Source organism: Gordonibacter sp. Marseille-P4307, from assembly GCF_900604965.1.
In the GTDB taxonomy this organism is placed as follows: Bacteria; Actinomycetota; Coriobacteriia; order Coriobacteriales; family Eggerthellaceae; genus Berryella.
The window spans coordinates 1,664,077-1,690,762 of sequence record NZ_UWPD01000001.1 but is presented as its reverse complement, the minus strand read 5'-3'; the positions used below and the strand labels follow the sequence as shown (position 1 = coordinate 1,690,762).

19 protein-coding genes, 1 tRNA gene and 1 pseudogene are annotated in these 26,686 nt (G+C 61.7%); 20 read left to right on the top strand and 1 reads right to left on the bottom strand.

Annotated elements, in window-relative coordinates; translation table 11 throughout:
- Window positions 1–112: 112 nt before the first annotated feature.
- Both rlmB and EIH26_RS07680 read left to right on the top strand, forming a co-directional pair.
- Entirely contained in the window at window positions 113–898 is a 786-nt protein-coding gene (gene rlmB, locus EIH26_RS07685) for a 23S rRNA (guanosine(2251)-2'-O)-methyltransferase RlmB (protein WP_124061612.1), read from the top strand.
- Window positions 899–973: 75 nt separating this feature from the next.
- On the top strand, window positions 974–1,510 hold the full coding sequence (locus EIH26_RS07680; protein WP_124061611.1) for an NYN domain-containing protein: 537 nt from the start codon (window positions 974–976) through the stop codon (window positions 1,508–1,510).
- Between the two features lie 71 nt (window positions 1,511–1,581).
- Here the strand turns inward: EIH26_RS07680 and EIH26_RS07675 are convergent, their stop codons facing one another.
- Window positions 1,582–2,535 (bottom strand): helix-turn-helix transcriptional regulator, encoded by a 954-nt coding sequence (locus EIH26_RS07675; protein WP_164471027.1) that lies wholly within the window; start codon window positions 2,533–2,535, stop codon window positions 1,582–1,584.
- 442 nt (window positions 2,536–2,977) lie between these two features.
- Between EIH26_RS07675 and EIH26_RS07670 the strand changes: the two genes are divergently transcribed.
- The 18 genes and pseudogenes from EIH26_RS07670 to lysS all read left to right on the top strand — a co-directional run bounded on the left by EIH26_RS07670 (window position 2,978) and on the right by lysS (window position 26,548).
- The gene (locus EIH26_RS07670; RefSeq protein ID WP_370453760.1) at window positions 2,978–6,421 is read left to right on the top strand and encodes a DNA-directed RNA polymerase subunit beta; all 3,444 of its coding nucleotides are present in this window, start codon (window positions 2,978–2,980) and stop codon (window positions 6,419–6,421) included.
- On the top strand, window positions 6,422–10,843 hold the full coding sequence (locus tag EIH26_RS07665) for a DNA-directed RNA polymerase subunit beta' (protein WP_124061608.1): 4,422 nt from the start codon (window positions 6,422–6,424) through the stop codon (window positions 10,841–10,843).
- Window positions 10,844–10,933: 90 nt separating this feature from the next.
- Window positions 10,934–11,416: a phosphoribosyl-ATP diphosphatase gene (gene hisE, locus EIH26_RS07660; protein WP_124061607.1), complete on the top strand. Its 483-nt coding sequence runs from the start codon at window positions 10,934–10,936 to the stop codon at window positions 11,414–11,416.
- Window positions 11,416–12,768, top strand: coding sequence for a phosphoglucosamine mutase (gene glmM / locus EIH26_RS07655; RefSeq protein WP_124061606.1), 1,353 nt, complete (start codon window positions 11,416–11,418; stop codon window positions 12,766–12,768). Before hisE ends, glmM begins: the two co-directional genes overlap by 1 nt.
- A gap of 335 nt (window positions 12,769–13,103) precedes the next feature.
- Window positions 13,104–14,087: a class B sortase gene (srtB, locus tag EIH26_RS07650; protein ID WP_124061605.1), complete on the top strand. Its 984-nt coding sequence runs from the start codon at window positions 13,104–13,106 to the stop codon at window positions 14,085–14,087.
- Window positions 14,088–14,120: 33 nt separating this feature from the next.
- Complete coding sequence (purF, locus tag EIH26_RS07645; protein ID WP_124061604.1) at window positions 14,121–15,617, top strand: amidophosphoribosyltransferase; 1,497 nt, start codon at window positions 14,121–14,123, stop codon at window positions 15,615–15,617.
- A gap of 90 nt (window positions 15,618–15,707) precedes the next feature.
- Window positions 15,708–16,796 (top strand): phosphoribosylformylglycinamidine cyclo-ligase, encoded by a 1,089-nt coding sequence (purM, locus tag EIH26_RS07640; RefSeq protein ID WP_124061603.1) that lies wholly within the window; start codon window positions 15,708–15,710, stop codon window positions 16,794–16,796.
- Window positions 16,797–16,849: 53 nt separating this feature from the next.
- Entirely contained in the window at window positions 16,850–17,464 is a 615-nt protein-coding gene (gene purN / locus EIH26_RS07635; RefSeq protein WP_124061602.1) for a phosphoribosylglycinamide formyltransferase, read from the top strand.
- Window positions 17,457–18,437, top strand: coding sequence for an XdhC family protein (locus EIH26_RS07630; RefSeq protein WP_124061601.1), 981 nt, complete (start codon window positions 17,457–17,459; stop codon window positions 18,435–18,437). Before purN ends, EIH26_RS07630 begins: the two co-directional genes overlap by 8 nt.
- 92 nt (window positions 18,438–18,529) lie before the next feature.
- The gene (gene purH, locus EIH26_RS07625; RefSeq protein WP_124061600.1) at window positions 18,530–20,125 is read left to right on the top strand and encodes a bifunctional phosphoribosylaminoimidazolecarboxamide formyltransferase/IMP cyclohydrolase; all 1,596 of its coding nucleotides are present in this window, start codon (window positions 18,530–18,532) and stop codon (window positions 20,123–20,125) included.
- Between the two features lie 15 nt (window positions 20,126–20,140).
- On the top strand, window positions 20,141–21,268 hold the full coding sequence (locus tag EIH26_RS07620; RefSeq protein WP_241152813.1) for a lysylphosphatidylglycerol synthase transmembrane domain-containing protein: 1,128 nt from the start codon (window positions 20,141–20,143) through the stop codon (window positions 21,266–21,268).
- 102 nt (window positions 21,269–21,370) lie between these two features.
- Window positions 21,371–21,433 (top strand): annotated as a pseudogene (locus tag EIH26_RS08715) (zinc-ribbon domain-containing protein); the annotation flags it as partial.
- Window positions 21,434–21,607: 174 nt separating this feature from the next.
- A complete protein-coding gene (locus EIH26_RS07615) occupies window positions 21,608–22,744 on the top strand; it encodes a hypothetical protein (protein WP_241152812.1) in 1,137 nt (378 codons plus the stop codon).
- 60 nt (window positions 22,745–22,804) lie between these two features.
- Window positions 22,805–23,752: a zinc ribbon domain-containing protein gene (locus tag EIH26_RS07610; protein WP_124061598.1), complete on the top strand. Its 948-nt coding sequence runs from the start codon at window positions 22,805–22,807 to the stop codon at window positions 23,750–23,752.
- 95 nt (window positions 23,753–23,847) lie between these two features.
- Window positions 23,848–23,924: transfer RNA gene (locus EIH26_RS07605), tRNA-Pro, on the top strand.
- Window positions 23,925–24,025: 101 nt separating this feature from the next.
- Complete coding sequence (locus EIH26_RS07600; protein ID WP_124061597.1) at window positions 24,026–24,289, top strand: TatA/E family twin arginine-targeting protein translocase; 264 nt, start codon at window positions 24,026–24,028, stop codon at window positions 24,287–24,289.
- 113 nt (window positions 24,290–24,402) lie between these two features.
- Window positions 24,403–24,873 carry a transcription elongation factor GreA gene (greA, locus tag EIH26_RS07595; protein ID WP_124061596.1) on the top strand — a complete coding sequence of 157 codons (471 nt, stop codon included), beginning with the start codon at window positions 24,403–24,405 and terminating at the stop codon, window positions 24,871–24,873.
- A 100-nt stretch (window positions 24,874–24,973) separates the two neighbouring features.
- Window positions 24,974–26,548, top strand: a complete 1,575-nt coding sequence (gene lysS / locus EIH26_RS07590) for a lysine--tRNA ligase (RefSeq protein WP_124061595.1) — start codon at window positions 24,974–24,976, stop codon at window positions 26,546–26,548.
- The last annotated feature ends 138 nt before the right edge of the window (window positions 26,549–26,686 follow it).

Here is a 26,686-nt window from a genome sequence, read left to right as displayed (position 1 = left end):
ATCTCGCGCTGATGGGTTCCCGCGAACGCGCGACGGGAGTCGTCGTGCTAGACTTGCCCGGATAGGCAGTGCGCCTTGCAGGCGCCCGAACGAACGAAAGGCACCGCACCCTATGGCCGACTACATCGAGGGAAAACGTCCGATCATCGAGGCGCTGCGCACCGAAGTGCCGCTGCGCTGCATCTTCATGGCCGACAATGCGAAGCGCGATCCTCTGATCGAGGACATTATGCGCAAAGCGCGCCGGCGCGAAGTGAACGTGAAGATGGTCCCCCAGGCCAAGCTTGACGAGATCTCGGTGCGCGGCAGTCATCAGGGCGTTATCGCGCAGGCTCGTCGGTTCGAGTACATGGGCGTGGGCGATCTCATCGATGCGGCCGCAACGTACGCCGACCGGCATGGGGGTCGCGCGCTCATCGTGCTGCTCGATCACATCACCGATGCCGGAAACCTTGGCGCGGTCATCCGCAGCGCCGAGAGCGTGGGTGCGGTCGGTATCATCATTCCCAACAAGCGCAGCGCTCATGTGGATGCCTCGACGTACAAAAGCTCGGCCGGTGCGGTGGCGCACCTGGGCATCGCCCAGACCTCCAACATCGCCCAGGCCATCAAGCGTCTTCAGGAAAACGGCTTCTGGATCGCTGCGGCAAGCGAGCATGCGCGCGACCAGGTATGGGATGTGAACCTGAAGGGCAAGATCGGTTTGGTTATGGGAAACGAAGCCGAGGGCGTGTCGCGCCTTGTGCTTGAGAAGTGCGATCTTTTGGGAAAGCTTCCCATGATGGGGAAGGTGTCCTCGCTCAACGTCGCCCAGGCCTCGACCGCCTTCATGTACGAGTGGCTGCGCCAGAACCGCCCCTCCGACCAGGAGGTTTCTGCGGCAAGCGCGGCAGAATAGGTTCGATTCGCATGAGCTTTACCGCTTCATCCGCACATGCCGCATCGCTTCGTGCATTCCAGGGGGGTGTGTCGCATGCCGCGCGACCGTAAGCGCATCCTTGTGGTTGACGGGTACAACGTGCTGCGCTCGGGCAGTCGCTACCGGCGTGCGCCCTATCCCGACTATACCGACGACGCGTTTAACCGGGCGCGCGAGTCTCTGATCAACGACGTGGTTCATTTCGCGGGGCGCGAGTATCGCGCCACCATCGTGTTCGACGGCGGTGGAAACCGCTTCTCGAAGGGCGAGCCCGACTTCGTGGGCGGGGTGCGCGTGGTGTTCTCGCCATCGGGCTCTTCGGCCGATCGGATCATCGAGAAGATCGCACGCGAGGGCCGTGAAAACGGTTGCGAAGTGATGGTGGTCACAAGCGATGCCACCATCCAGGATACGGTGTTCGGCTTGGGGGTCGACCGCATGAGCGCCGAGGGTTTCTGCCGCGACGTGGGGCGCTATTTCGAGGAGGCTCGTTTGGACGAGGCGCCCCGCATCGCCGGGAAGAACACGGTGGCCGGCCGCATCGACGCCGGGACTTTAGCCAAGCTGAAGGCCCTGCGCGACGGACGCTAAGAGGGCAAGCGCCCGTCGCGGCGCGGCAAGGGCCTTTCGGCGATGCGGCCGGTTTTGCCGCATCGGTGCGCCTAGCGCTTCGCGTTCCTTCTGATTTTCAGCACGAGAGCGGCGATGGCGCACAGTATGCCCCCGATGGGCCAGGCTACCCAGAAGATGTCGGCGAAGGGGCCCCTTGCCATTGCATCCTGATCAGGGTACCCGCCCACCCACAGCATGGTCAGGCCGACGATGGTGGCTGCGAGCATGATGATTCCGCAGACGGGCCCCACAAGGGGGTCGGTGCGCTCCTCGATTTCGTCGGTGCGCTCCTTGTTGTAGTTTTCCACCCTCGACGCCCCGTACAGGATTCCGAAACGCACGATAAGCCACACGCCCGCGGCGATGGTCGCTAGAAAGCCGGAACCCGCGACGTTTTCCAGGGGCGTGTTGTCGAAAGCGCTCGCAATCGCGCAGCCCAGCAAGATGAATCCGATGCCGCCCGCCAGCCCGCGCGTGAAAGAGCGGCGCACGGCGCCTTTCTCCTCCTCGGTGTAGAAGTCTTCGACGAAGGGATGGTTGCGGGTAAAGGCGGCGTGCTCGATTCCGGCAGGGATGATCACGATGATACCGATGGCGACGCACACGAGAAGAAGAGCGCCGGACAGGTTCTGGTTCCAGGGGAGCAGGGCGTCGCACAGGCTGACCAAGGCCGTGGCGGCGATGATGATGGCGACCCCGGTTGCGATCGAGAGGGAAAACAAGCGGAAATGCCGATCGTATCCGCACGTGTCCTGGGGTGCTGCGTCGGGCGGCAGAACCTCGGCCGCCCGAACGGTGCGACCCGACAGATCCCCGTTCACCAGTTCGTCAAGCGAACATTCGAACAGCTCGGCCATGCGCATGAGCTTATCTACTTCGGGGGTGGACTGACCCGCCTCCCATTTGGCAACCGATTGGCGCGAGACGCCAAGCAGCATGGCCAGCTGCTCTTGCGTCATGTTGCGCTGTTGGCGGAGGTGGAGCAGGTTTTGTCTGAATTTCATAAGTTCGCCTTTCATGGTGGGCATTGTATCGCATCAGGACAAGGCGATCATGCGGTTGCGCGGGCGTCGAGGCTACCAACCAGACGTGTCAAAATCGGACGATTCGGTGCAACCGACGGTTGCAGGCCCAGGTGAAGCGAATTTCGCCGATCCAAGCCGTTTTCGCGCCGCTTGCGCTTTGGAACCGTTGGAAAGCATCGGGATCCGATGAGTTTTATTCATTGAAAAGCCTGATAAAAGGTATAAAAACACAGCAAACTTACATAGTTGCTAAAAATAATCCTTGACCTCCCTTTAAGTACGGAATATTCTGTAAAACTGTACTTTTTTGCAGTTTTACAGGTGTGACCTAAGGAGGAACAACCTCGTGGCTCAAGGACAAAATCCTACTTCCACCAGCCGTTACAGGGACCGCCGAAGCTTCGCTAGGATTCCGGGCGTCATGGACGTCCCCAATCTTATCGCCATCCAGACCGACAGTTTCGACTGGTTCATGACTGAAGGTCTCGACAAGGCGTTTGCAAGCATCAGCCCCATCGAGAACTCCACCAAGGATATGTGCGTGGAGTTCGGCGGGCACAGCTTCGGAGATCCGAAGTACTCGGTCGACGAGTGCAAGGAGAAGGACGTCTCGTACCAGGCACCGCTCTTCGTCAACATCCGCTTCATCAACAAGGAGACCGGCGAGATCAAAGAGCAGGAAGTGTTCATGGGCGATTTCCCGCTCATGACGCCGCGCGGCACCTTCATCATCAACGGCACCGAGCGCGTGGTCGTTTCCCAGCTCGTGCGCTCTCCCGGCGTGTACTTCTCCGCCGAAGCCGACAAGACCTCTGCGCGCACCATCTACAACGCGAAGGTCATTCCCAGCCGCGGTGCCTGGCTGGAGTTCGAAACCGACAAGCGTGACGTTCTGCACGTCCGCATCGATCGCAAGCGCAAGCAGCCCGCCACGCTGCTCGTGCGCGCGCTGGGCTTGGCCGAGACCCGCGAGGAGATCATCGAGCTGCTGGGTTCTTCCGAGATGGTTCTGCGCACGCTCGACCGCGACCCCGCCACCACCCGTGAAGAGTCGCTTATCGAGCTGTACAAGCGCTTCCGTCCCGGCGAGCCGCCCACGCTCGATTCCGCCCGCACGCTGCTCGACGGCCTGTTCTTCAATCCGCAGCGCTACGATCTGGCAGCGGTTGGCCGCTACAAGATCAACAAGAAGCTCGGCATCGATGCGTCCGAGGATTCCCCTACGCTTACTGAAGAGGACATCACGCGCACGATGCAGTACATCCTCGCGCTCAACAACGAGCAGGAGGGCTTCGGCGTCGACGATATCGACCACTTCGGCAACCGCCGCATCCGCACGGTGGGCGAGCTTATCCAAAACCAGTTCCGCATCGGCCTTTCGCGCATGGAGCGCGTCGTGCGCGAGCGCATGGGCATGCAGGAGCCCGACGACATCACGCCGCAGTCGCTGGTGAACATCCGCCCGATCGTGGCCTCCATCAAGGAGTTCTTCGGATCCTCGCAGCTGTCCCAGTTCATGGACCAGACCAACCCCGCAGCCGGTATCACGCACAAGCGCCGTCTGTCGGCTCTGGGCCCCGGCGGCCTGTCGCGCGAGCGCGCGGGCTTCGAGGTTCGAGACGTTCACAACTCTCATTACGGGCGCATGTGCCCCATCGAGACGCCCGAAGGCCCCAACATCGGCCTTATCGGCTCGCTGGCCACGTATGCCCGCGTCAACCCCTACGGATTCATCGAGACCCCATACCGTCGCGTCGTCGACGGCAAGGTGACCGACGAGATCGACTACCTCACGGCCGACGAGGAGGAGAACTACGTCATCGCCCAGGCCAACGAGTCGTTCAACGCCGAGACCCGCGTGTTCGGCCGCACCGACGCCCAGGGCAACTTTGTTGCCGCAAAGCGCGTGCTGTGCCGTATGAAGGATGCCGCCGGAACCTTCGGCGAGCCGGGCGAAGTGCTTCCCGAGAACGTGAACTACATGGACGTCTCGCCCCGCCAGATGACCTCGGTTGCAACCTCGCTCATTCCGTTCCTCGAGCACGATGACGCGAACCGCGCGCTCATGGGATCGAACATGCAGCGTCAGGCCGTGCCCCTGCTGCGTCCCACCGCTCCTTTGGTCGGAACCGGCATCGAGCACCGCATCGCGGTCGATTCCGGCGAAATCCTCGTTGCCCAGAACTCGGGTGTGGTCGATTACGTGGACGGCCAGACCATCATCATCCTGAATAACGACGGCGAGTACGACGAGTACCTGGTTCCGAAGTTCCAGCGCTCCAACCAGAGCGGCTGCATCAACCATCGGCCGCTCGTCCGCAAGGGCGACGAGGTGTGCGCGGGCGACGTTCTGGCCGACGGCCCGTCATGCGACTGTGGCGAGCTGGCTTTGGGCCAGAACCTCATGGTGGCCTACATGCCCTGGGAGGGCTACAACTACGAGGACGCCATCATCGTGTCCGAGCGTGTCGTGTCCGAAGACCTGCTCACGTCCATCCATATCTCCGAATACGAGGTGGATGCGCGCGACACCAAGCTCGGCCCCGAGGAGATCACCCGCGAGATCCCCAACATCTCCGACGATCTGACCGCCGATCTGGATGCCGACGGTATCATTCGCATCGGCGCCGAGGTCGTGCCGGGCGACGTGCTGGTGGGCAAGGTCACGCCTAAGGGCGAAACCGAGCTCACGGCTGAGGAGCGCCTGCTACGCGCCATCTTCGGCGAGAAGGCCCGCGAGGTGCGCGACACGTCGCTGAAGGTGCCCCACGGTTCCGGCGGTCGCGTGATCGGCGTCAGCCGCTTCACCCGCGAAAGCGGCGACGAGCTTGCTCCCGGCGTGAACGAGCTGGTGCGCATCTACATCGCCCAGAAGCGCAAGGTCCAGCAGGGCGACAAGCTTTCGGGCCGTCACGGAAACAAGGGCGTCATCTCTCGCGTTCTTCCGGTCGAGGACATGCCCTACATGACCGACGGCACGCCGATCGACGTCATCCTCAACCCGCTGGGCGTTCCCTCCCGCATGAACGTCGGCCAGCTGCTGGAGAACCACCTCGGCTGGGCGGCGAAATGGGGTTGGTCCGACGCTGCGGAAACCGACGAGGTCGTCGAGGGCCCCATGTTCGTCTCCACCCCGGTGTTCGACGGCGCCCACGAAGACGAGATCTCCGATGCGATCGAGCGCGCCAACCGCAACCTCATCAACCGCAACCACGCCCTCTACGGCGACCTGGCGCGCGACGAGTTCGTGCCCCAGCTGTCCCGCACGGGCAAGACCTGGCTGTACGACGGGCGCACGGGCGAGAAGTTCCGCGAACCCGTCACCTGCGGTCAGACCTACATCCTCAAGCTGGGACATATGGTCGACGACAAGATCCACGCCCGCTCGACCGGCCCTTACAGCCTGATCACCCAGCAGCCTTTGGGCGGCAAGGCGCAATTCGGCGGCCAGCGCTTCGGCGAGATGGAGGTGTGGGCGCTCTACGCCTACGGCGCCTCGAACGTGCTCCAAGAGATCCTTACCGTCAAGTCCGACGATACGGCGGGACGCGTTCAGTCCTACGAGGCCATCGTCAAGGGCGAGAACATCCCGGCGGCCGAGGTTCCCGAGTCCTTCAAGGTTCTGGTCAAAGAGATGCGCTCTTTGTGCCTCAACGTCGAGCTTGAAGGCAACGAGGTTGCCGGCGCGCCCGCGCAGGAAGACGAAGACCAGGCGATGTTCGACCAGCTGACCCAGGCGGCTGCCCAAACCGAGGCAGACGAGGCCAGCGCGCTCGACAGTATCGCCGCAGGAATGGATGATTTGATGAACGACCTTGGTTCCACTGAAACCAACGAACTTCTCGGTGAAGGGGAGGAGCGATAAATGGCCACCGAATTCGACGTCACTAATTTCGACGCAATCCGCATTTCGCTCGCCAGCGCCGAGGATATCCGTGCGTGGTCGCGCGGCGAGGTGAAGAAGCCCGAGACCATCAACTACCGTACCCTTAAGCCCGAGAAGGACGGTTTGTACTGCGAGAAGATCTTCGGTCCCACCAAGGATTGGGAGTGCGCCTGCGGTAAGTACAAGCGCGTTCGCTTCAAGGGCATCGTCTGCGAGCGCTGCGGCGTCGAGGTCACGCGCTCGAAGGTCCGCCGCGAGCGCATGGGCCACATCGAGCTTGCGGCTCCCGTAAGCCATATCTGGTACTTCAAGGGCTCTCCCAGCCGTCTGGGCTATCTTTTGGACATCTCTCCCAAAGACCTCGAGAAGGTGCTGTACTTCGCAAGCTCCATCATCACGTCGGTGGATAAGGAAGCTCGCGAGGAGGACCTCGACGAGCTGCGCGACGAGCTGGCCGCCGATCTCGAAGAGCTCGACGCCGAGCGCGATCGCCTGATCGCGTCCACGCGCCGTCTCTCCACGGCCTACGTGCCCGAGGAAGACGAGTTCGTCGACGACATCGACGACGACGAGCGCATGACCCCCGAAGAGGTCGAGGAAGAGATCGCCGACATCTACGAGGAGTTCAACGATCGCAAGGCCCTGCGCCAGGAGGCCTTCGAGGTCTTCCAGAAGATCGAACCCAAGCAGCTTCTCAGCGACGAGGCGCTCTACCGTGAAATGCGCGCCAACTACCGCGATTATTTCAACGGCGGCATGGGAGCCGAGGCCGTGCGCGACCTTTTGGACGCCATCGACCTCGATGAAACCTCGGTCGAGCTTGCCGACATCATCGCCAACGGCAAGGGGCAGAAGCGCGCCAAGGCCATCAAGCGCCTCAAGGTCGTTGACGCCTTCATGAAGTCGGCCAACAAGCCCTCCGACATGATCCTCGACGTGATCCCGGTCATTCCGCCCGATCTGCGCCCCATGGTGCAGCTGGACGGCGGCCGCTTCGCGACGTCGGACCTGAACGATCTGTACCGTCGCGTCATCAACCGCAACAACCGCCTCAAGCGCCTGCTCGACCTCGGCGCTCCCGAGATCATCATCAACAACGAGAAGCGCATGCTTCAGGAGGCCGTCGATTCGCTGTTCGACAACGGCCGTCGCGGGCGTCCCGTCACCGGACCGGGCAACCGCCCCCTGAAGTCGCTGTCCGACATGCTGAAGGGCAAGCAGGGCCGCTTCCGTCAGAACCTTCTGGGCAAGCGCGTCGACTACTCCGGTCGTTCGGTCATCGTCGTCGGCCCCGAGCTGCAGATGCACCAGTGCGGCCTGCCTTCCAAGATGGCGCTCGAGCTGTTCAAGCCCTTCGTGATGAAGCGCCTGGTCGAGCTCGAGTACTCCAACAACATCAAGGCTGCCAAGCGCGCGGTCGATCGCGGCGCGAGCTACGTGTGGGACGTTCTCGAAGAGGTTATCCGCGAACACCCCGTGCTGCTGAACCGTGCACCCACCCTGCATCGTCTGGGCATCCAGGCCTTCGAGCCCATCCTGGTCGAGGGCAAGGCCATCAAGCTGCATCCGCTGGTCTGCACCGCCTTCAACGCCGACTTCGACGGCGACCAGATGGCCGTTCACGTGCCGCTGTCCGCCGCCGCCCAGGCCGAGGCCCGCATCCTCATGCTGTCCACCAACAACATCAAGTCGCCCGCCCACGGCCGCCCGCTGACCGTTCCCACGCAGGACATGATCATCGGCCTGTACTACCTCACGGCCGCCCGCGACGGGTTCCCGGGAGAGGGTCGCGCCTTCATCGACTTCGCCGACGCCCGCGCCGCCTACGACGCCCGCGCCGATGTCGATTTGCAGGCCAAGGTGTTCGTCCGCCTGGCCGAGGACACCCGCGTGGCCACTGCGTTCAACGACGTTAAGCTGTGCCGTGCCGGCGAGCGCATCGAGACCACCATCGGTCGCGTGACGTTCAACGACGTACTGCCCGCCGACTATCCGTTCCTCAACTACGAGATGAACAAGGGCGAGATCAGCCGCCTGGTCGAAGACGTGTGCAACGCTTATCCCGACTCTCAGGTCCCGCCGATTCTCGACGGCCTGAAAAGCGCCGGCTTCCATTACGCGACCCGCGCGGGCGTGACCGTGTCGGTATACGACGCCACTATCCCGCCGTCGAAGGCCGACATCCTGGCCGCTGCCGACGAGAAGGTCGCCGTGATCGACGACGAGTACGAGATGGGCCTCATGTCCCATGACGAGCGTCATCGTCAGATCGTCGACATCTGGAACGAGGCGAACGAAGAGGTCGGCGATGCGATGGCCGAGAACTTCGACAAGTTCAACCCCATCTACATGATGGCGTTCTCCGGTGCGCGAGGAAACATCAAGCAGATCCGCCAGCTGGCCGGTATGCGCGGCCTTATGTCCGACCCGAAAGGCGAGATCATCGACCGTCCTATCAAGGCGAACTTCCGTGAAGGCCTGACGGTTCTCGAATACTTCATCTCCACCCACGGCGCACGCAAGGGCCTGGCCGACACCGCGCTGCGCACCGCCGACTCGGGCTACCTTACCCGCCGCCTGGTCGATGTTGCGCAAGACGTCATCATCCGCGAGATCGACTGCGGTACCGTGGACGGCGTGCCCTACCGGATCGTCACCGAGAAGGGCTCGCTTGACGAAAACCTCATCGGGCGCTGCCTGCTGGAGGCCGCCGTGTCTCCCGAAGGCGAGGTCCTGCTGGAAGCGGGCGCCTACATCTCCTCCATAAAGGAGCTCAAGCGCCTGGCTGACGCGGGTCTCGACGAGGTCGTCATTCGCACGGTCATGACCTGCCATGCGCACGACGGCGTCTGCCAGAAGTGCTACGGCTGGGATCTGGCCACGGCCCGTCCGGTCAACATTGGCACGGCGGTCGGCATCATCGCCGCTCAATCCATCGGCGAACCCGGAACGCAGCTCACGATGCGCACCTTCCACACCGGCGGCGTCGCGGGCGACGACATCACCCACGGCCTGCCCCGCGTCCAGGAGCTGTTCGAGGCGCGCAAGCCCAAGGGTCTTGCGGTTCTCGCCGAGATCGCCGGTACGCTGCAGATCTCGGGCGACAAGAACCAGAAGATCCTCACCATCCACGACCAGGAGGGCAATTTCCGCGAGTACGAGGTTTCCGCCCGCGCTCAGATGCAGCCCGGAGTGGTCGATGGGTGCGAGGTCAAGGTGGGCCAGCAGCTCACGCGCGGTTCGGTGAACCCGCACGACCTGTTGCGCCTCACCGATCCGAACACCACGCTGCGCTACATCGTCAGCCAGGTCCAGGGCGTCTACGTGTCCCAGGGCGTCGATATCAACGACAAGCACATCGAAGTCATCGCGCGCCAGATGCTGCGCAAGCTCACGGTGCTCGACTCGGGTGATTCCGACTACCTGCCCGGGCGCCAGGTGAACCGCTACGAGTTCCAGGATGCGGCCAACCACCTTATCGCCGAGGGCAAAGAGCCCCCGGTGGGACAACCTCTGCTGCTGGGTATCACCAAGGCATCGCTGGCCACCGACTCGTGGATGTCGGCCGCGTCGTTCCAGGAGACCACCAAGGTGCTCACCGACGCCGCCATCGAGGGCAAGGTGGACAACCTGCGCGGCTTGAAGGAAAACGTCATTATCGGAAAGCCCATCCCCGCGGGCACCGGCCTGAAGCGCTACCGCAACTCTTCGCTCACGTACAAGGGCCGTCCCGTGGGCGCGCCTTCGGGCGATGCGCTGCCCGAGTACGCTCCCGACGCCCTGCGCGATATCGAGGAGATGCTGCCCCAGCCTCAGGACTGGTCGCTTGACAGCGAGGGTTATCTTATGGGAGGCGGCTACGGCGGTTACTACGGCGGCCTCAACGGCCATCGCGGGGTCCAGCTCACCGACGAGGAAGCGCGCCTGTACATCTACGACGATCTGGGCGTGTCCCAGCGTTGGGCGAACAAGTTCTCCGAGGCGGGCATCGAGACCGTGGCCGACCTGGTGGGCCGTACCGAAGACGATCTGCTGCGCATCGAGGGCATCGGTGCCAAGGCGATCGAGGAGCTGAAGGAGGGCCTTGCCCAGCACGACCTTTCCAGCGTGATCGAAGAAGAGCTTGCCGCCACGAGCGACGACATGAGCCAGTTGCTCGACATGGTGTTCTCGCCCGACGACAACATCCTTATCGGCGGGGATTCGCCCGCGACGTTCTCGACCGAAGGCGAGGACATGCTTGGCGAGGCGCTGCCGCCGCGCTCCTACACGCGCAACCTCGAAGAGCTCGATGCGCTTCTGGGTTCGATGGATTCCTACGGTTTCGGCGTTACTAGCCGCGAGGAAGAGGAGGCGTCGAACGCCGAGCAGTCGCAGGCTGCCCCTTCTGACGAAGACTAAGGCGCTTGACGGTATAGCGTACGGGGGTGTCCGCAAGGGCGCCCCCGCTGTTTTACGGGATGCGGGCACCGAGGAAAGCGAGGAGCGACGATGTCTGCGAAAACCTACGTTCCCCAAGGAGGGCAACCGGCACCGCTTCAGATAGGAGCGACGCTCGAAGCGCTCTGGTCGGTCATAGCCGCCCGCCATCGGGACGGCGACGAGCGAAGCTACACCTACCGATTGCTGACGGGACGGATCGACGGGGTACTGAAGAAGGTGATGGAGGAAGCGGGCGAGGTTGCGCTTGCGGCCAAAGACGCCGAGGCCTCTGCTGCGGCCGTGCGTGCGCACGAGGGCGCATCGTCGATGTCGGACGCCGCGAAGGCCGCTCTTGCCGACGCTTCGGACGCCGCCTGCGATCACCTGCGCTACGAGGCGGCCGACGTCGTGTATCATCTTTTGGTCGTGCTCGAGCGTTTCGGCATCGATCTGGACGAGTTCGCGGCCGAGCTGAACAGTCGCATGACCGAATCGGAGCGTCCGCGCGGCGCTGCCCTGATCGTGCCCGACCATGTTAAAAGGGGGAAGTAATGGCGCGTTTGTTTGGAACCGACGGCGTGCGCGGCGTCGCTAACACCGAGCTTACCTGCGATCTGGCCTTCAAGCTGGGTCAGGCGGCCGCGGTTTTTCTGGGCGGCAGCATCGTGATCGGCAAGGACACCCGGCTGTCGGGCGACATGCTGGAGGCCTCCGCCGCCGCCGGAATCATGAGCGCGGGGGGCACGGCCCTGCTTGCCGGCGTCATTCCCACGCCGGGAGTGGCGCTGCTCGTGCGCGAACTGCATGCCGACGGCGGCATCGTGATATCGGCGTCGCACAATCCGCCCGAGTACAACGGTATCAAGCTTTTCGACGCGCAGGGGTACAAGCTTCCCGACGAGGTGGAGGACCGTATCGAGGCCTTCGTTGCCGCCGGGGGGATCGCGTCCGAAACCTCGTCCGACGACATCGCGCTTCCCGCGGGAGACCACGTGGGCGTTGCGGTGAGCGTGGACGAGGCGATCGAGATCTACGTGAACCACGCGGTCGATAGCGTGCGCAGCCAGGGGATCGATTTTTCCGGGATGCACATCGCACTCGATGCGGGTCACGGGGCCTCGGCCTTGACAAGCGCTGCTGCTTTCCAGCGTTTGGGTGCGCGCGTGTCGGTGATCAACGACGATTTCAACGGCGTCGATATAAACGTGGGATGCGGTTCGACCCATCTCGAGCCCCTGCGCGCTCTTCTCGAGGAATCGGGCGCCGATATCGGCGTGGCCCACGACGGGGACGCCGACCGCGTCATGCTCATGACTCCCGACGGTTTCGAGATCGATGGAGACTTCGTCGAAGCGGTATGCGCGCTCGACATGCGCAACCGGGGGGTCCTGCGCCGCGACACTGTGGTGTCCACGGTGATGTGCAACCTCGGGTTCGTCCGTGCCATGGAGGCCAACGGCATCGACGTGGTTCAAACCGCGGTGGGAGACCGTTACGTGCTTGAGGAGATGCGCGCGCAGGGTTACAGCATCGGTGGGGAGCAGTCAGGTCATATGATCCTGCTCGACCATAACACCACCGGCGACGGTCTGATGACGGCATGCCAGTTCATAGCCGCGGTTATCAGGTCGGGAGCGTCGGTGTCCGAAGCGGTTAAGGTTATGGAGCGCTACCCCCAGGCTTTGGTGAACGTGCGCGTGCGCGATAAGCATGCGCTTGCGGGAAACGAAGCGGTGCGCAGTGAGATCGCCGCAGTCGAAACCGAGCTGGGCAATACCGGTCGGGTGCTGGTTCGCACGAGCGGCACCGAACCTTTGGTGCGCGTGATGGTCGAGGCCTCAGACGCCCAGGTCGCCGATGAAGCGGCCCGCCGCATCGCTGCGGTGGTTGAACGCGAGCTGTAGACGCGGTAGTCTGGAAAGGAGCGTTTCGAAGGGAAAGGAGGAGCGGTGGTAACGATCTTTTGGTTCGAGGTTCCGATGACGGTGCTCTGGGTGATCTCGTTCGCGGTCGTGCTGCTGATCGTTCTCTTCATCATCAAGGGGTTCATCGAGGAGATGAAGCGCTAGCCCGTCCGTCCCCTGACTATCGCATGTGCGCCGAACGCCCTCGATTCTGGGGGCGTTCGCTTCTGATGGAGAAGGCGTTTCACTTCGTTCAAGTTGCGTGCGGCGGGTAAAATCCAGGTAATGTTTCAAGGCGGACGCACGGTCCGCCAACCGATGTCGAACGAGGTAGCATGCCTTTCAATGGACCGAATCCCGAAGATCGATTCCGCGGAATCCCCGATCCGCGCGTGAACCGCGCGTATTCGGCCGCACGCCCGTCTTCCGGTGCGCCCTCCCATGCGAGGATCGTCGTCAAGAAGAAGCGCAACGTATGGAACGTCGTGTTCTATATCGCTTTGGCGGTGTTCCTTATCTCCGCTATCGCGCTGGGGGCGCTCGTGTTCAGCTACTGGCAGGGCCAGCAGCTCTATCGCGGCGTCGCCGAAACTTCGGGCCTTGCGGTCGGCGACATAACCGAGCATACCGAGATCGACAGGATCGCGATCGACTGGGATCGGCTGCGGGCCATCAACCCCGACACCGTCGCCTGGATCTACATCCCGGGAACCAATGTGAACTACCCGGTGGTCCAAGGCAAGGACAACGATTTCTGGCTGCATCACGACTTCGAGGGAAAGAACGGGTGGCTTGCCCAGTTCGGTACTATTTTCCAGGAGTACCGCAACGCGAAGAACTTCACCGACGACGCCAATTTCATGTTCGGGCACCACCTTAACGACGGGTCGATGTTCTCGGCGATCGATGCGATGAAGGACCGGGAGAAGTTCGATGCCTCGCGCACCGTCTACATCCTCACCCCGCAGGGCAACTACCTTCTGCGCACATTCGCCCTTCTGCATGTGGATGCCGACGATCCGCTCGTGCAGACGACCTTCGAATCGCCGCAGTTTTTCGCCGATTATATTCAGGACAAGATGAACCGTTCGCTGTTCTCGCTGCACGACGTTGCGGCTCCCGGCGATATGCGCAAAGTGTTCGCGTTCTCGACGTGCGACAACCTTCCGCAAAACGGGCGCTACGTCCTGTACGCCTACGTTGAGAAGTCGACGGTGGCCGGCGTGAGCGTCGGAGACGGCGACGTGAGGGAAGAGGCGTTCGACGAGGCCGCCGCCGCAGCTTCGACGGCGGTCGATCGGCAAGCCGACGCCGCGTAGGCGATGTGGGATCGAGGGGAGAGGAACGGCAACATGGGCACAGCGATGTTTCCCGGGGAGCGCCCCGATCGTCTTGAGGAAGAGTGCGCGGTTTTCGGCGTGTACGCTCCTCGCGACGACGTGGCGCGCATGACGTGCTTCGGCCTTCAGGCCCTGCAGCATCGCGGGCAGGAAAGCGCCGGCATCGCTGTGGGCGACGGCGAGACCATCACGGTCGAAAAGGATCTGGGCCTGGTGACCCAGGTGTTCAGCGAGTCGAGCCTCGCGGCCCTTCAGGGCAAGGTCGCAGTGGGCCATGTGCGTTACTCCACCAGCGGCGGAACGAACTGGGAGGCGGCGCAGCCCCACATTTCGGCTATCGACGACGTCCTCATCGCGATGGCACACAACGGCACGCTGGTGAACACCAAGCGTTTGCGCGCTCAGATCGTGGATGCGGGAATACAGCTCAGAGCGGGTACCGACAGCGAGGCCGCCGCCAAGCTCATCGGCAAGTTCACGCAGGAAACCCACCACCTGCGCGAGGGCATCCGCAAGACGATGGAAATGATCGAAGGCGCCTACGCTATGGTGCTTGCCAGCCCCGACACCCTGTACGCATGGCGCGATCCCAGCGGAATCCGCCCCTTGTGCCTGGGCGAGCTGCCGAACGGGCGCGGCTGGGTGGTTGCAAGCGAGACCTGCGGTCTGGACATCGTGGGCGCTCGTTACGTGCGCGATATCGAACCCGGCGAGATCGTGCGCATTAACGACCAGGGCGTCTTCAGCGAGCGCGGCGTCGAGCCGCGCGCATACGCCGCCTGCATCTTCGAATACGTGTACTTCGCCCGCCCCGACTCGGTTTTGGACGGGCAGAGCGTCTACCAGGCTCGACGCAATATGGGCCGCATCTTGGCGCGAGAGGCGCCCGTCGAGGCGGATCTCGTTTTGGGGGTACCCGACTCGGGCACGCCTTCGGCTATGGGTTATGCAGCCGAAAGCGGCATCGAGTACGCCGACGGCATCATCAAGAACCGCTACGTGGGCCGAACCTTCATCGCGCCCACCCAAGAACTCCGTCAACTGGGTATCCGACTGAAGCTCAATCCGCTGCCCTCGGTTATCGCCGGTAAGCGCCTGGTGGTTATCGATGACAGCATCGTGAGGGGCAACACGTCGAAGAAACTGGTGGCGATGCTGCGCGATGCTGGCGCCGCCGAGGTGCACCTGCGAATCGTCTCCCCCGAGGTTTTGTGGCCCTGCTTCTACGGCATCGATACCGATACGCGCGAGCAGCTTATCGCGGCGAATATGTCCCACGAGGAGATGCGTTCGTTCATCGGATGCGACTCTGTGGCGTTCATCTCTGTAGAAGGCCTTCGGGCCTCCATTCCCGATGTCAAGACGCCCGGCTTCTGCGAGGCGTGCTTTACCGGGAACTACCCCGTTGAGATTCCGGCTTCCACCGTGCGCGATTCGTTCAAGACCAAGGCCGACTTCGCACGGGATTTCGAGAAGGAGAGCGCCGACAGCTCGATCGCGCTTGCGTAGCGCGGCCCACCCGCTTTTTGCGATCAGGCGATCGGGCGCACCTTGCGGAAAGCCACAGGCAACAGTCCATTACAGCGACGAGGAGATCATATGACCGAAACGAATCCCACAGCGTCTTCGACCACGTACGCCGATGCCGGCGTCGATATCGAAGAGGGGGCCCGCGCGGTCGACGCCATCAAAGGATGCGTGCGCGACACCTATCGACCCGAGGTGATAGGCGATTTGGGCGGGTTCGGCGGCCTGTTCTCTATAGCCGCTGCCAAGGATATGATCGATCCGGTGCTGGTTTCAGGCACCGACGGCGTGGGAACCAAGCTGAAGGTTGCCCAGCGTCTGGGAAGACACGACACGGTGGGCATCGATCTGGTCGCCATGTGCGCCAACGATATCCTGGCAACCGGAGCCGAACCGCTGTTCTTCTTGGACTACGTCGCGGTGGGCAAGCTCGATTCGAATGAGATGGCGCAGATCGTCTCGGGAATCGCGGAAGGATGCAAGCAGGCGGGCTGCGCGCTTATCGGCGGCGAGATGGCCGAGCATCCCGGCGTGATGGATCCGGACGACTACGATCTGTCGGGGTTCTGCGTCGGCGTCGTCGATCGGCCCTCGATGCTCGATCCCGAATCGGTTGCGGCGGGCGACGCTTTGGTGGGCATCCCTTCGACGGGCATCCACTCCAACGGGTACTCGCTTGCGCGCAAGGTGTGCATCGAGGGGAAAAGCGACGCAGAGCTGAACGTTCCGCTGGAGCGTCTGGGAGGCGCGAGCGTACTCGAGGCCCTGTTGACCCCCACGCGCATATACGTGAAGGCCGTGAAGGCCGTTTTGGATGCGTGTCCGGGCGCCGTTCGAGCGTTGGCCCACATTACGGGCGGCGGCATCACCGAGAACCTCAACCGCGCGTTGAACCAGCGCACCGATGCATCGGTGGCTCTGGGTTCCTGGGAGGTTCCTGCCGTTATACGCTATGTGTGCGAACAGGCCGGTCTGAGCGAGGATGAGGCCCTGAAGACCTTCAACATGGGTCTGGGCATGATCCTCATTATCGATCCCGCGCGCGTTTCCGACGTGCGGGCTGCCCTTAAGCGTGCGGGCGAGGAGAGCTTCGAGGTCGGATCGGTTGTCGAAGGCGCCGGCGAGGTGCGCTACGAAAGTCGCGGGGCGCTGTTCTCGTAAGAGGGCGCGTCGCATGCGCACCGAGGTGTCCGGCGAGGCGGAAAGGAGTCGCAGTGTCTGAGAAGCTGAAGGTGGGCGTTTTGGTTTCGGGAAGTGGAACCAACTTGCAGGCTATTCTGGACGAATCGAACGACGGTCTTCCCGTCGAGGTGGTTAAGGTGGTGTCGTCGCGCCCTGACGCCTACGGCATCGAGCGCGCGCGGGCGGCGGGTATTCCGGTAGTGTGGCTGAACCGCGAGGCCTACGCCGATCCTGCCGCCGCCGACCGCTTCATCGCACGAGAGCTCGTCGCTGCCGGGGCGCAGTACGTGGTCATGGCGGGGTACATGCGCAAGGTCACGCCCGTGTTGCTGGAAGCGTTTCCCAATCGCGTGGTGAACCTCCATCCCGCGTTGCTGCCGTCGTTCAAGGGCGCGCATGCGATTCAGGATGCCTTCGATGCCGGCGTCAAGGTGACGGGCGTGACCGTGCATTTCGCCAACGAGGATTACGATCGCGGACCCATCATCGCGCAGCGGCCCGTTGCCGTGCGCGAAGACGATACGGTAAGCGATCTCGCCGCGCGCATCCACGATATGGAGCACCTGCTGTATCCCGAGGTGCTGGGAATGATCGCGCAGGGCCGCGTGCACGTTACCTCGGAAGGAAAGGTGAGCATCGATGCGTAGGGAAGCGCTCGAATCCGCCATCGAAGCGATCGAGCGGGGCGAGGCGCCCGTGTTGGCGCTTGAGGACGTCCCGGCGTTCTCGAAAGGTCGTCCCCATATCGACGCTGCGGCGCTCGAAGAACTGCTGGCTTCGCTGACCGAAGACGACCTGCCCACGCTGCGCCGCGCCCTTCGAGCCATCGACGAGGGCGATATTGCCTGGCTCGGGTTCAAGCTGGTGTTCGACGAGGACGCGGCGGTGACGAACGTCGATAACGAAGTCACCCGGAAATACGGAGAGCAGGGATCGGCCGACGGGCGGCCCCTCGTGTTTTTCTGCAACGACGCGAAAGAGGTTGTCTGTTCGCGCGCGTACTCGCCGCGCGATTTGTTTCAGATGAAGGACGTCACCCGGGGTCCTTCGATGCATACCGAACAGTTCGATGGTCTCACCTGGGCAAGTGCCCCCCTGTTCGATGCCGTGCGCGTGTGGCTGCTGGGAGCCTCCGATGTTGCCAGCTACGTGGCGCGCTATGCGGGCCAGGTGGGTTTCGACGTGACGGTGGTCGATTACGATCCGGCGTTCGTCTCGGCCCAGCGCTTTCCCGATGCCCGCCGCATCGTGCTGGACGGGGAAGGCTTCTCGCAGATCGAAGTCCTCAAAGCCGATGCCGCCGACTACGTGTGCGTGCTGACGCGCGGGCATATGCACGACCCCGAAAGCTGCGTGTGGGCGCTTCGCCACGGTGTGCACTACGTGGGCATGATGGGCTGCAAAGGGAAGAACGAGGCCGTTTTCGACCTTGTAACCGCAAACGGGGTGACCGAGGAGCAATGGGAATCGGTCAAGCGCCCCATCGGGTTGAGTTTCGGTGCCAAGACGCCCGCCGAGCTGGCCATCGCCATCGTCGCCGAGCTGATCGACGTTCGGTATCGGCAGCGCTACAGCGAAGAGGCGCGCGCCAAGCACGAGCGCAGCCTGGGACGTCTCTAGGCAGAGGTTTGCCCTAAGCATTGGTTTTCGCCCGCGGATGCGGGCGCACGTTGTATCGGTTGAGCAGGTTGACAGAGGGGAAAGAGGGAACAGTGAGCGATCCTCAAGTGAAGCGGGTGCTGATGTCGGTCACCGACAAGACGGGTGCAGCGGATTTCGCGCGCGCGTTGGTCGACGAATTCGGAGTCGAGATCATCTCGACGGGCGGAACGGCCCGCGTTATATCAGAGGCCGGGGTTCCGGTCACCGAGATCGACGAGGTTACCAAGTTTCCCGAGATGATGGGCGGCCGCGTTAAGACGCTGCATCCGGCGGTTCACGGCGGTCTGCTTGCACGGCGCGACGATCCCGAGCATATGGCCCAGGCTGCCCAGCACGGCATCGGGATGATCGACATGGTTGTCGTGAACCTCTACGCATTCGAGAAGACCGTCGCCTCGGGTGCCGATTTCGCCACTTGCATCGAAAACATCGACATCGGCGGTCCTTCCATGTTGCGCTCGGCAGCAAAGAACTTCGCGAGCGTCGCGGTGGTTATCGATCCTGAAAGCTACGGCGACATCTTGGACGAGATGCGCGCGACGGGCGGGGCGACCACGCTTGCCACGCGCCGTGCCCTTGCGCTGAAGGTGTTTCAAACCACCAGCGTCTACGACGGTGCGATCTGCGCGTGGATGGAAAGCTGCCAAGCCGACCGCAACGGTGTTTCCGGGTTTTCCGCGCCCGACTCCATCAGCCTTTCCGCCCCCAAGCAGCAGGATCTGCGCTATGGCGAGAACCCCCATCAGGTCGCGGCGTTCTACCGCATGCCGGGTGCCTCCCCCCATTCGCTGGCGAACGCCCGCCAGCTGAACGGAAAGCCGCTGTCCTATAACAACATCCTCGACACCGATGCGTGCTGGGCGATCGCGCGCGAGTTCGATCAGCCTTCGGTGGTCATCCTGAAGCATCAGAATCCTTGCGGATCGGCAACAGCTGCCGATGCAACCGAGGCCTACGACCGGGCTTTCGCATGCGATCCGAAAAGCGCGTACGGCGGCATCATCGCGGTCAACGTCGAGGTTCCCGCATCCTTGGTCGAGCATATCAATCGGAATAAGCAGTTCGTCGAGGTCATTATCGCGCCTTCGTTCTCGGAGGGCGCACTCGAGCTTTTGCGCGCGAAGGCCAACCTGCGTGTGCTTGAAACCGGCGGCATCGATGCTGCCGACTGCATCGAGATGCGCACCGTGGACGGCGGCTTGCTGGTGCAAGACGTCGATCGCGTGACCGAGGACCCGGCTGAGTTCACCGTCCCGACCAAGCGCAAGCCAACCGCCCAAGAGCTGGACGATCTTCTGTTCGCCTGGCGCGTGGTGAAGGGTGTGAAATCCAACGCCATCTTGGTGGCGAAAGACCGTGCGGGTCTGGGCATGGGTCCCGGACAGCCCAACCGCGTCGATTCGGCGCAGCTTGCGTGCGATCGCGCGCATGAGGCGTGCGCGCGTTTGGGAATGTCTTCGGAAGGCCTTGTGGCGGCATCAGATGCGTTTCTTCCCTTTGCCGATAACGTAGAGACGTTCCATGCGCGCGGCATCACCGCTATCATTCAGCCGGGCGGATCTATTCGCGACGACGAATGCATCGAGGCGTGCGATCGGCTTGGCCTCGCCATGGTGTTCACGGGGCGGCGCCACTTCAAGCATTAGGAACGAGGGTCGGCTTTGAAGCCAAACGTCAGCATCCGCACGCTCTTGATGGGCGTCGTCATCATAATTGTGCTCGCCGTGGTTTTACTGCGCGGCGATCAGCTGGTCGAGCTTGCCGAGACCATGAAGCGCGGATCGATGCTCCCGCTGGCTGTTGCGCTCGTTATCCAGCTGGGTAAATACTTCCTGCAATCCATCGCGTACACCTATGCGTTCGATGCGGTGGGGGAGAAGTATTCGGCGCGCAACACCCTGCCTTTGGTGTTCGGCACGTTTTTCATGAACACGGTGGCGCCTTCGGCCAATCTGGCGGGCATCACGCTGGTGGTCGACGATGCCCGTCGGCGCGGCATCGATTCGGGCAAGGCCGGTTCGGCGGCGCTGCTCATGCAGATCACCATCGATACGGGCTTTGCCGTCATCATCCTCGTGGGCTTCAGCGCCGTCGCCCTGACGGTGGGAATCCCCCTGGGGTGGTTCGCTTTGGTGCTGATCGACCTGGCGGTGGTGTCGGTCATGGTGGGCGTCCTGTTTTTGGGGCGCATCAACATCGATTTGCTGAAGGGAATCCTTGGGCGTGCCGACAGGCTGGTCACCAAGCTGCGCGCCCTCATGAAGCGCGATCCGCTCAAGCCCTGGGCCGATCGGACCGCCGAATCGTTTGCCGAGGCGGCCGGCCTCATCGTGGCGAATCCGAAACCCACGCTCATGTCGCTGGCCTGCTCCATCGGGGCAAGCGTGTGCGAGCTGGTGTGCTTTGTGCTGGTGGGCATCGGGTTCGGCGTGGACAGCATCCAGGCTCTCGTGTGCGGGTACGTGGTGGCAACCCTGTTCGCCATGTTCTCGCTCACGCCCCAGGGCGTGGGCTTTGTCGAGACCGCGGTGACGGTGGCGTTCACGACGTTCGGCCAGTCTTCGGCGGCCGGTTTGTCCATCGGGCTGGTGTATCGATCCATTGTGTTTTGGATGCCTTTCCTCATCGGCGCGGTTCTGATTCAGATGACTTCGACGTTCAAGAGGGAAAAGGTGCTCACGGCATCGAAGGACGTCGATCTTATACCCGAGCTTATCGACGATGTGTTCGACGGCGATCACCCTCCCTGCAAGAAACGGCGTTCGACAAAGATTGGAACCGATAGATGAGGAAGGGGGGTTGGCTGGATGGGAGCTCGACCCCCTCTTTCGTTTTGTGTTAGTATCGTTAATCCTTGAGATCGTGCGTTTTCGGGATGGTGGGTGAAATCTATGTTCTGTAGGCAATGCGGATTCGAGCTGGTGGATGAAGCGTTGTTCTGCACTCGCTGCGGGGCACCGAGGGATGTTCCTCAACATGGGGGGCAAGCGCCCTGCACCCGGGATGACGGTGCGGGTAATCCGAATGAGGCAAGGATCCCCGAACGCGATCTTGGCAAACGAAGGGCCGATGCACACGGCACTTCCCCTCAGGCCGGTTATCGAAAGGCAAGCGCGACCAAATTCGTTGTGGGCGGCATCGTCGGCGTTCTGGTTCTTGTCGGTGCCGTGTTCGGTTGGCAGTATTACGGCACCCATAGATCTGTTTCGGTACCCGTTTATATCGAGGCTCCCGGGTACGAATCGGCTTCCGATTCCAAGATACCCCTCCATGTATCGGGACAGACGGTAGGCGGCGAGTCGATTGATCGGGATTTTTACCTTGACGAGGCCGCTTCGGCGTCGTTTCAGATTCCGCGAGGCTCATACGAGGTCACGGTCCCTGCGTCCCCTTTGATGGAAAACGGTCATCTGTTTGAAACCGACGCCGTAAAGGAGGAGATCGTCGTCTCCGATCTGGGTGCAAAGAAAAAGAACTCGTCAGAACCTCTGAGCATCCAATTCACGGTCATGGATCCTTCCCGGATGACCGATGATGCGCTCGGCAGAGCGCGTGCTGCGGCAATCGAGTCGGGTATGACCGCCAGTCGGGTAGACGAGCTTGCGAAATCAAGCGATCAGATACGTGTAGCCTCGTACTCCTGGGATGACGCTGCGGGATATCCGGTCATTCGGTCTTCGGTGGAAAACGATCGTGCGATAGAGTCCGTAAACGCCGCCATAAAACGAGATTTTGAAACCGAGAACGTCAAGACCAGCGGGATGTTCGGCGTCGAAAAGACAAATAAGATCGTTGTGACGAGGTTTTCCGGCAGGCGCGCTACCATCTACGAGTCCCGGTATTCGAATTCGAGCGGTGCCGCTCATGGGGTCGGCAGCTTCGTCGTACGCAATTTCGACCTTGTCACGGGCGATGAGCTGTCCGGCTTCAAAACGATGGATATCGATGAAAGCTACGGTTGCGATTTGGTTGAAGCATCCATCATGGCTTTCGAGAGGGAACACGAGGGCGGTGCGTGGACGGGCGTGTACGGAAAAGCAAAGGATATGATCGCTTCCAAACAGCTGGTTTTGATTCCCTGTTCGGATGGGTTGAGGGTAGTGTGTCAGCCATACTCTATCGGTGATTACGCTTCTACTTCCACAGGGATTTGTCTAAGGGTTACCGACGGAGAGGGCAAGGGGGTTGCCGATGGGCAAATGCAGGATTTGCGCGATCTTTCGGTCCCGGTTACAACCAGGGTGAAACTGTACGAGTCTGCGTAGGCTGTCAGAGGCGAACGCGGAAGGCAGACCTCCGCGTGCCGTTGTTTTGAAAGGAGTCATATGTTTTGCACCAAATGCGGAAGCGAACTGAAGGAAGGGGCGAGGTTTTGCACCAAATGCGGAACTTCGGCGGGATCTGCGAAAGACGGGGTTTCCGATTCGTCCGGAGTTCCGATCGAATCCGCTTATCAGCAAGCTCAGGAAAGAGTTGTCGAAGTGGCCGAAAACGTGCAGGCGGCGTTTGGCACGGCTTTCGAATCGCAGCAGGTCAACCCGACGTCGTGGAGCGATGTTTCAGCTTCGGCGAAAGTTCATGCGAACAAGATAGCCGATCGAGCCAAATCGGAGTGGTCGACCCCGTATGGAGTGGCGTCGCTGGTGGGTAAGGTCATCACGTTGGCGCTGCTGCTTATGCCTGCGGTTTCATCTCCGGCTCTTAAACTCGCCAAGGCCACTATGGGCGACTCCTCTAGTGCTCTGGGTTCTTTCGGGGTGAAAGACATTGCATCCGTTGCCGCCCAGATCCCCGGTTTCGATCTGCTTTTCAGAGGCGAATGGAGCGTTATGGACTTTCACAGCCTCATCTCTTCACTGATCAAGTGGATGAATGTGGCCACGCCAGGAAAGGTTTCCGGACTTGAAACCTTGGGACCCGTGTCGCTTTTGGCGGCTGTTTTGTGGGTTGCCTGCCTGGTCGGAGTTGTGTTTTCCATCGCTCGCCCGTTCATCAAGAACGAGAAGCTTTCCGAGATACAGGCGTCGAAAAACCTCGATGCCATGGTGCTCGTTCCCGTCGGGATTCTCGCGTTTGTCTGGTGTGTGGCGACGTTGATGATAAGTTCCCAGATCGAGTCTGAAATGCTGACGGCGTTCGGAGGCAATGCGCAGCAGGCCTTCGTGTTCGCGAAGCTGTTGGAGCCGACTGCTTTCGCTTGGTTGGCCGGGGTTTTCGCCCTTGTCACCGCGTTTTGGCCCCGTCTGAGCAAGCTTATCGGTTTAAGCAGGTAGCTACCAGCATTTCATTCAGCGCATTTCTTTTGATTCCGCTCCTTTTTTATCCAAAGACGTTGTGCTATCATTTCAGCCGCTGTTAATCGGCACAACGGGTTGTGGCTCAGCTTGGTAGAGCGCTGCGTTCGGGACGCAGAGGCCGCAGGTTCAAATCCTGTCAACCCGACCATGGTTATGGAAGGGGATGTTGTTATCTATGCAGCATCCCCTTTTCTATAGCATCGCACCTCATCGAGAGGCGTGCATTGTGAAAGGCTATTGGAGGCTATCGTGAAACTTTTTGGTCTGGGTGTGCCCGAACTGGTTATCATCCTTCTGGTCGTGCTCCTCATCTTCGGTCCCAAACAGCTTCCCAAGTTGGGCAGCGCGATTGGAAAATCGGTCAAGGGGCTCCGATCGGGTATGAAGGAAGTCCAAGAGGAGATTTCCGAGGATCTGGACGACGAGAAGGATGTCGTCGAAGAGGCGGTCGAGGAGACCTCCAGAAAGACGGTGAAGAAGGTCGTCAAGTCCAAGGAATCTACCGAAGCGTAAGTTCCCGGTACGAACCATCTGCGGTGCGCGCCGAAGGGTACGCACCGTTTTTCATGTAGGCTCCGCTGCGGCGGAACACGGCCTGCGCGGCCGTTCATCGAAAGCAGGACATCATGGCTAGCGAGAATCTGATACTCACGCCCGAGGGACGCACGAAGCTCGAAGACGAGCTTCGTTACCTCGAGACCGAGAAACGCGCCGAGATAGGCGAGCGTATCAAGGTCGCCCGCGAGTTCGGGGATATCTCCGAAAACTCCGAGTACGATGATGCGAAAAACGAGCAGGGCATGGTCGAGGCGCGCATCTCCGAAATCAACCACATCCTGTCCGAGGCCACGGTTGTCGATGTGCCGAAACGCTCCAACAAGGTGAACATCGGATCGATCGTTCACGTAAACCTTAACGGATCCGAGCGCGTGTTCACCATCGTGGGCGCTGCCGAGGCTTCCGTCGCCGACGGCCGCATCTCCAACGAATCCCCGGTCGGTTCTGCGCTTATCGGGCGCAAGAAGGGCGACTCGGTTACCACGGTCGGCCCGACCGGTCGCGAGATCGTGATGGAGATCGTCAAGATCGAGCACTAAACCGTAGGGGCGCACAGGCTGCTCCCGAAGCACTTCCGCACGGCGGCGCAGCTATTCGAGCTGGCGCCGCCGCGTCGTTTCTGAACCGAGAGGGAATACCATGGCTGAATTTGAAAACGAATCGACCGAAGAGAAGGCGGCGGCTATCGGGCAGGTCGAGGTTGCCGGCTTGCCGCAGGATGCTGCGCGGGCTTGCGAGGCTGTCGAGGACGACCCCGTCGAGGTGCGCAAGAACAAGCGCGCGGCCGCTATCGAGGCGGGCGGAAACCCTTACGGGCATGCCTTCGATTACACCGACCACGTTACCGATCTCGAAGCGCGCTACGGGCATCTGGACGATGGGGATGCAACCCAGGATGCGGTGGCGGTGGCGGGTCGCGTGATGGCCAAGCGCGTTCAGGGCAAGATCACGTTCATCACCCTGCGCGACACCACGGGCGACATCCAGCTGTTCTGCCGGATCAACGCGCTGGGCGAAGAGGCGTATGCCCAGATCAAAGATGTTGACCTGGGCGACTGGATCGGCGCGTTCGGCACGGTCATGCGCACGCGGCGCGGGCAGCTCTCGGTTGCCGTCGATCGCTTCGAGCTGCTGAGCAAGTCCATCCGCCCGCTTCCCGAGAAGTTCCACGGGCTTTCCAACAAAGAGGTGCGCTACCGTCAGCGCTACGTCGACCTCGTGGTGAACCCCGAGGTGCGCTCGACGTTCGAAAGGCGGTTCAAAATCATCTCGGCCATTCGCCGCTACATGGAAGACAACGGTTTCTACGAGGTCGAAACCCCCATCCTCCACGCCATTCCCGGAGGGGCGAACGCGCGGCCCTTCGAGACGCACCATAACGCCCTCGATCGCGAGTTCTATCTGCGCATCGCCACCGAGTTGCACCTCAAGCGCCTTCTGGTGGGCGGTTTCGAGCGCGTATTCGAGATCGGCCGGCAGTTCCGCAACGAGGGCATGGATCCCTACCACAACCCTGAGTTCACCACGATGGAGGCCTATCAGGCGTTTACGGATCTCGAGGGTATGAAGCGGCTGACCCGCGGTTTCGTTCAGGCGGCGGCTCTGGCTGCCTGCGGTACGCTGAAGGTGACGTATCAGGGCCACGAGATCGACCTGGGCGGGGAATGGCGCGATGCGACCATGACCGAGCTCATCAACGAGCGCATCGCCGAACCGATCGACATCTCCATGGATCGCGCCGAACTCGTTCGCATAGCGCGGGAAAACGGCGTCGGCCAGATCGAGGACGCGTGGGGCAACGGCAAGATCATCGGCGAGCTGTTCGAGGCCGTGGTTGAGGATACGCTGGTGCAGCCCACCTTCGTGTGCGATCATCCGCTCGAGGTGTCTCCGCTTGCCAAGAAGAAAGAAGACAACCCTGCTTTGACGCAGCGTTTCGAGCTGTTCATCTGCGGCCACGAGTACGCCAACGCGTTCAACGAGTTGAACGATCCCATCGATCAGGCCGAGCGCTTCCGTGCGCAGGTGGAGGCGAAGGATCTGGGGGATGACGAGGCTATGGGCTACGATGCGGACTACATTCGCGCGCTCGAGTACGGCATGCCTCCTGCGGGAGGCGTCGGCATCGGCATCGATCGTTTGGTCATGCTGCTCACCGATTCCGAGTCCATCCGCGATGTGCTGCTGTTCCCCCATATGAGGAATGAAGCGTAAGCAATAGGTACTTGAACAGGTCAAACGCTCTCACAATAAGCGTTTGACCTACAAACTTACAAACGATTTACAAACTTTTGGAGCAATCTTGCTCGTGATATGAGATAGAGCCGATTGTGATTGTCGGCTCTATTTTTA

What these genes read in the sequence shown, in the direction of transcription:
- rlmB (WP_124061612.1), top strand. Translation starts at nt 113, where the DNA reads ATGGCCGACTACATCGAGGGAAAACGTCCGATCATCGAGGCGCTGCGC.
- EIH26_RS07680 (WP_124061611.1), top strand. Translation starts at nt 974, where the DNA reads ATGCCGCGCGACCGTAAGCGCATCCTTGTGGTTGACGGGTACAACGTG.
- EIH26_RS07675 (WP_164471027.1), bottom strand. Translation starts at nt 2,535, where the DNA reads ATGAAATTCAGACAAAACCTGCTCCACCTCCGCCAACAGCGCAACATG.
- EIH26_RS07670 (WP_370453760.1), top strand. Translation starts at nt 2,978, where the DNA reads ATGGACGTCCCCAATCTTATCGCCATCCAGACCGACAGTTTCGACTGG.
- EIH26_RS07665 (WP_124061608.1), top strand. Translation starts at nt 6,422, where the DNA reads ATGGCCACCGAATTCGACGTCACTAATTTCGACGCAATCCGCATTTCG.
- hisE (WP_124061607.1), top strand. Translation starts at nt 10,934, where the DNA reads ATGTCTGCGAAAACCTACGTTCCCCAAGGAGGGCAACCGGCACCGCTT.
- glmM (WP_124061606.1), top strand. Translation starts at nt 11,416, where the DNA reads ATGGCGCGTTTGTTTGGAACCGACGGCGTGCGCGGCGTCGCTAACACC.
- srtB (WP_124061605.1), top strand. Translation starts at nt 13,104, where the DNA reads ATGCCTTTCAATGGACCGAATCCCGAAGATCGATTCCGCGGAATCCCC.
- purF (WP_124061604.1), top strand. Translation starts at nt 14,121, where the DNA reads ATGGGCACAGCGATGTTTCCCGGGGAGCGCCCCGATCGTCTTGAGGAA.
- purM (WP_124061603.1), top strand. Translation starts at nt 15,708, where the DNA reads ATGACCGAAACGAATCCCACAGCGTCTTCGACCACGTACGCCGATGCC.
- EIH26_RS07630 (WP_124061601.1), top strand. Translation starts at nt 17,457, where the DNA reads ATGCGTAGGGAAGCGCTCGAATCCGCCATCGAAGCGATCGAGCGGGGC.
- EIH26_RS07610 (WP_124061598.1), top strand. Translation starts at nt 22,805, where the DNA reads ATGTTTTGCACCAAATGCGGAAGCGAACTGAAGGAAGGGGCGAGGTTT.
- greA (WP_124061596.1), top strand. Translation starts at nt 24,403, where the DNA reads ATGGCTAGCGAGAATCTGATACTCACGCCCGAGGGACGCACGAAGCTC.
- lysS (WP_124061595.1), top strand. Translation starts at nt 24,974, where the DNA reads ATGGCTGAATTTGAAAACGAATCGACCGAAGAGAAGGCGGCGGCTATC.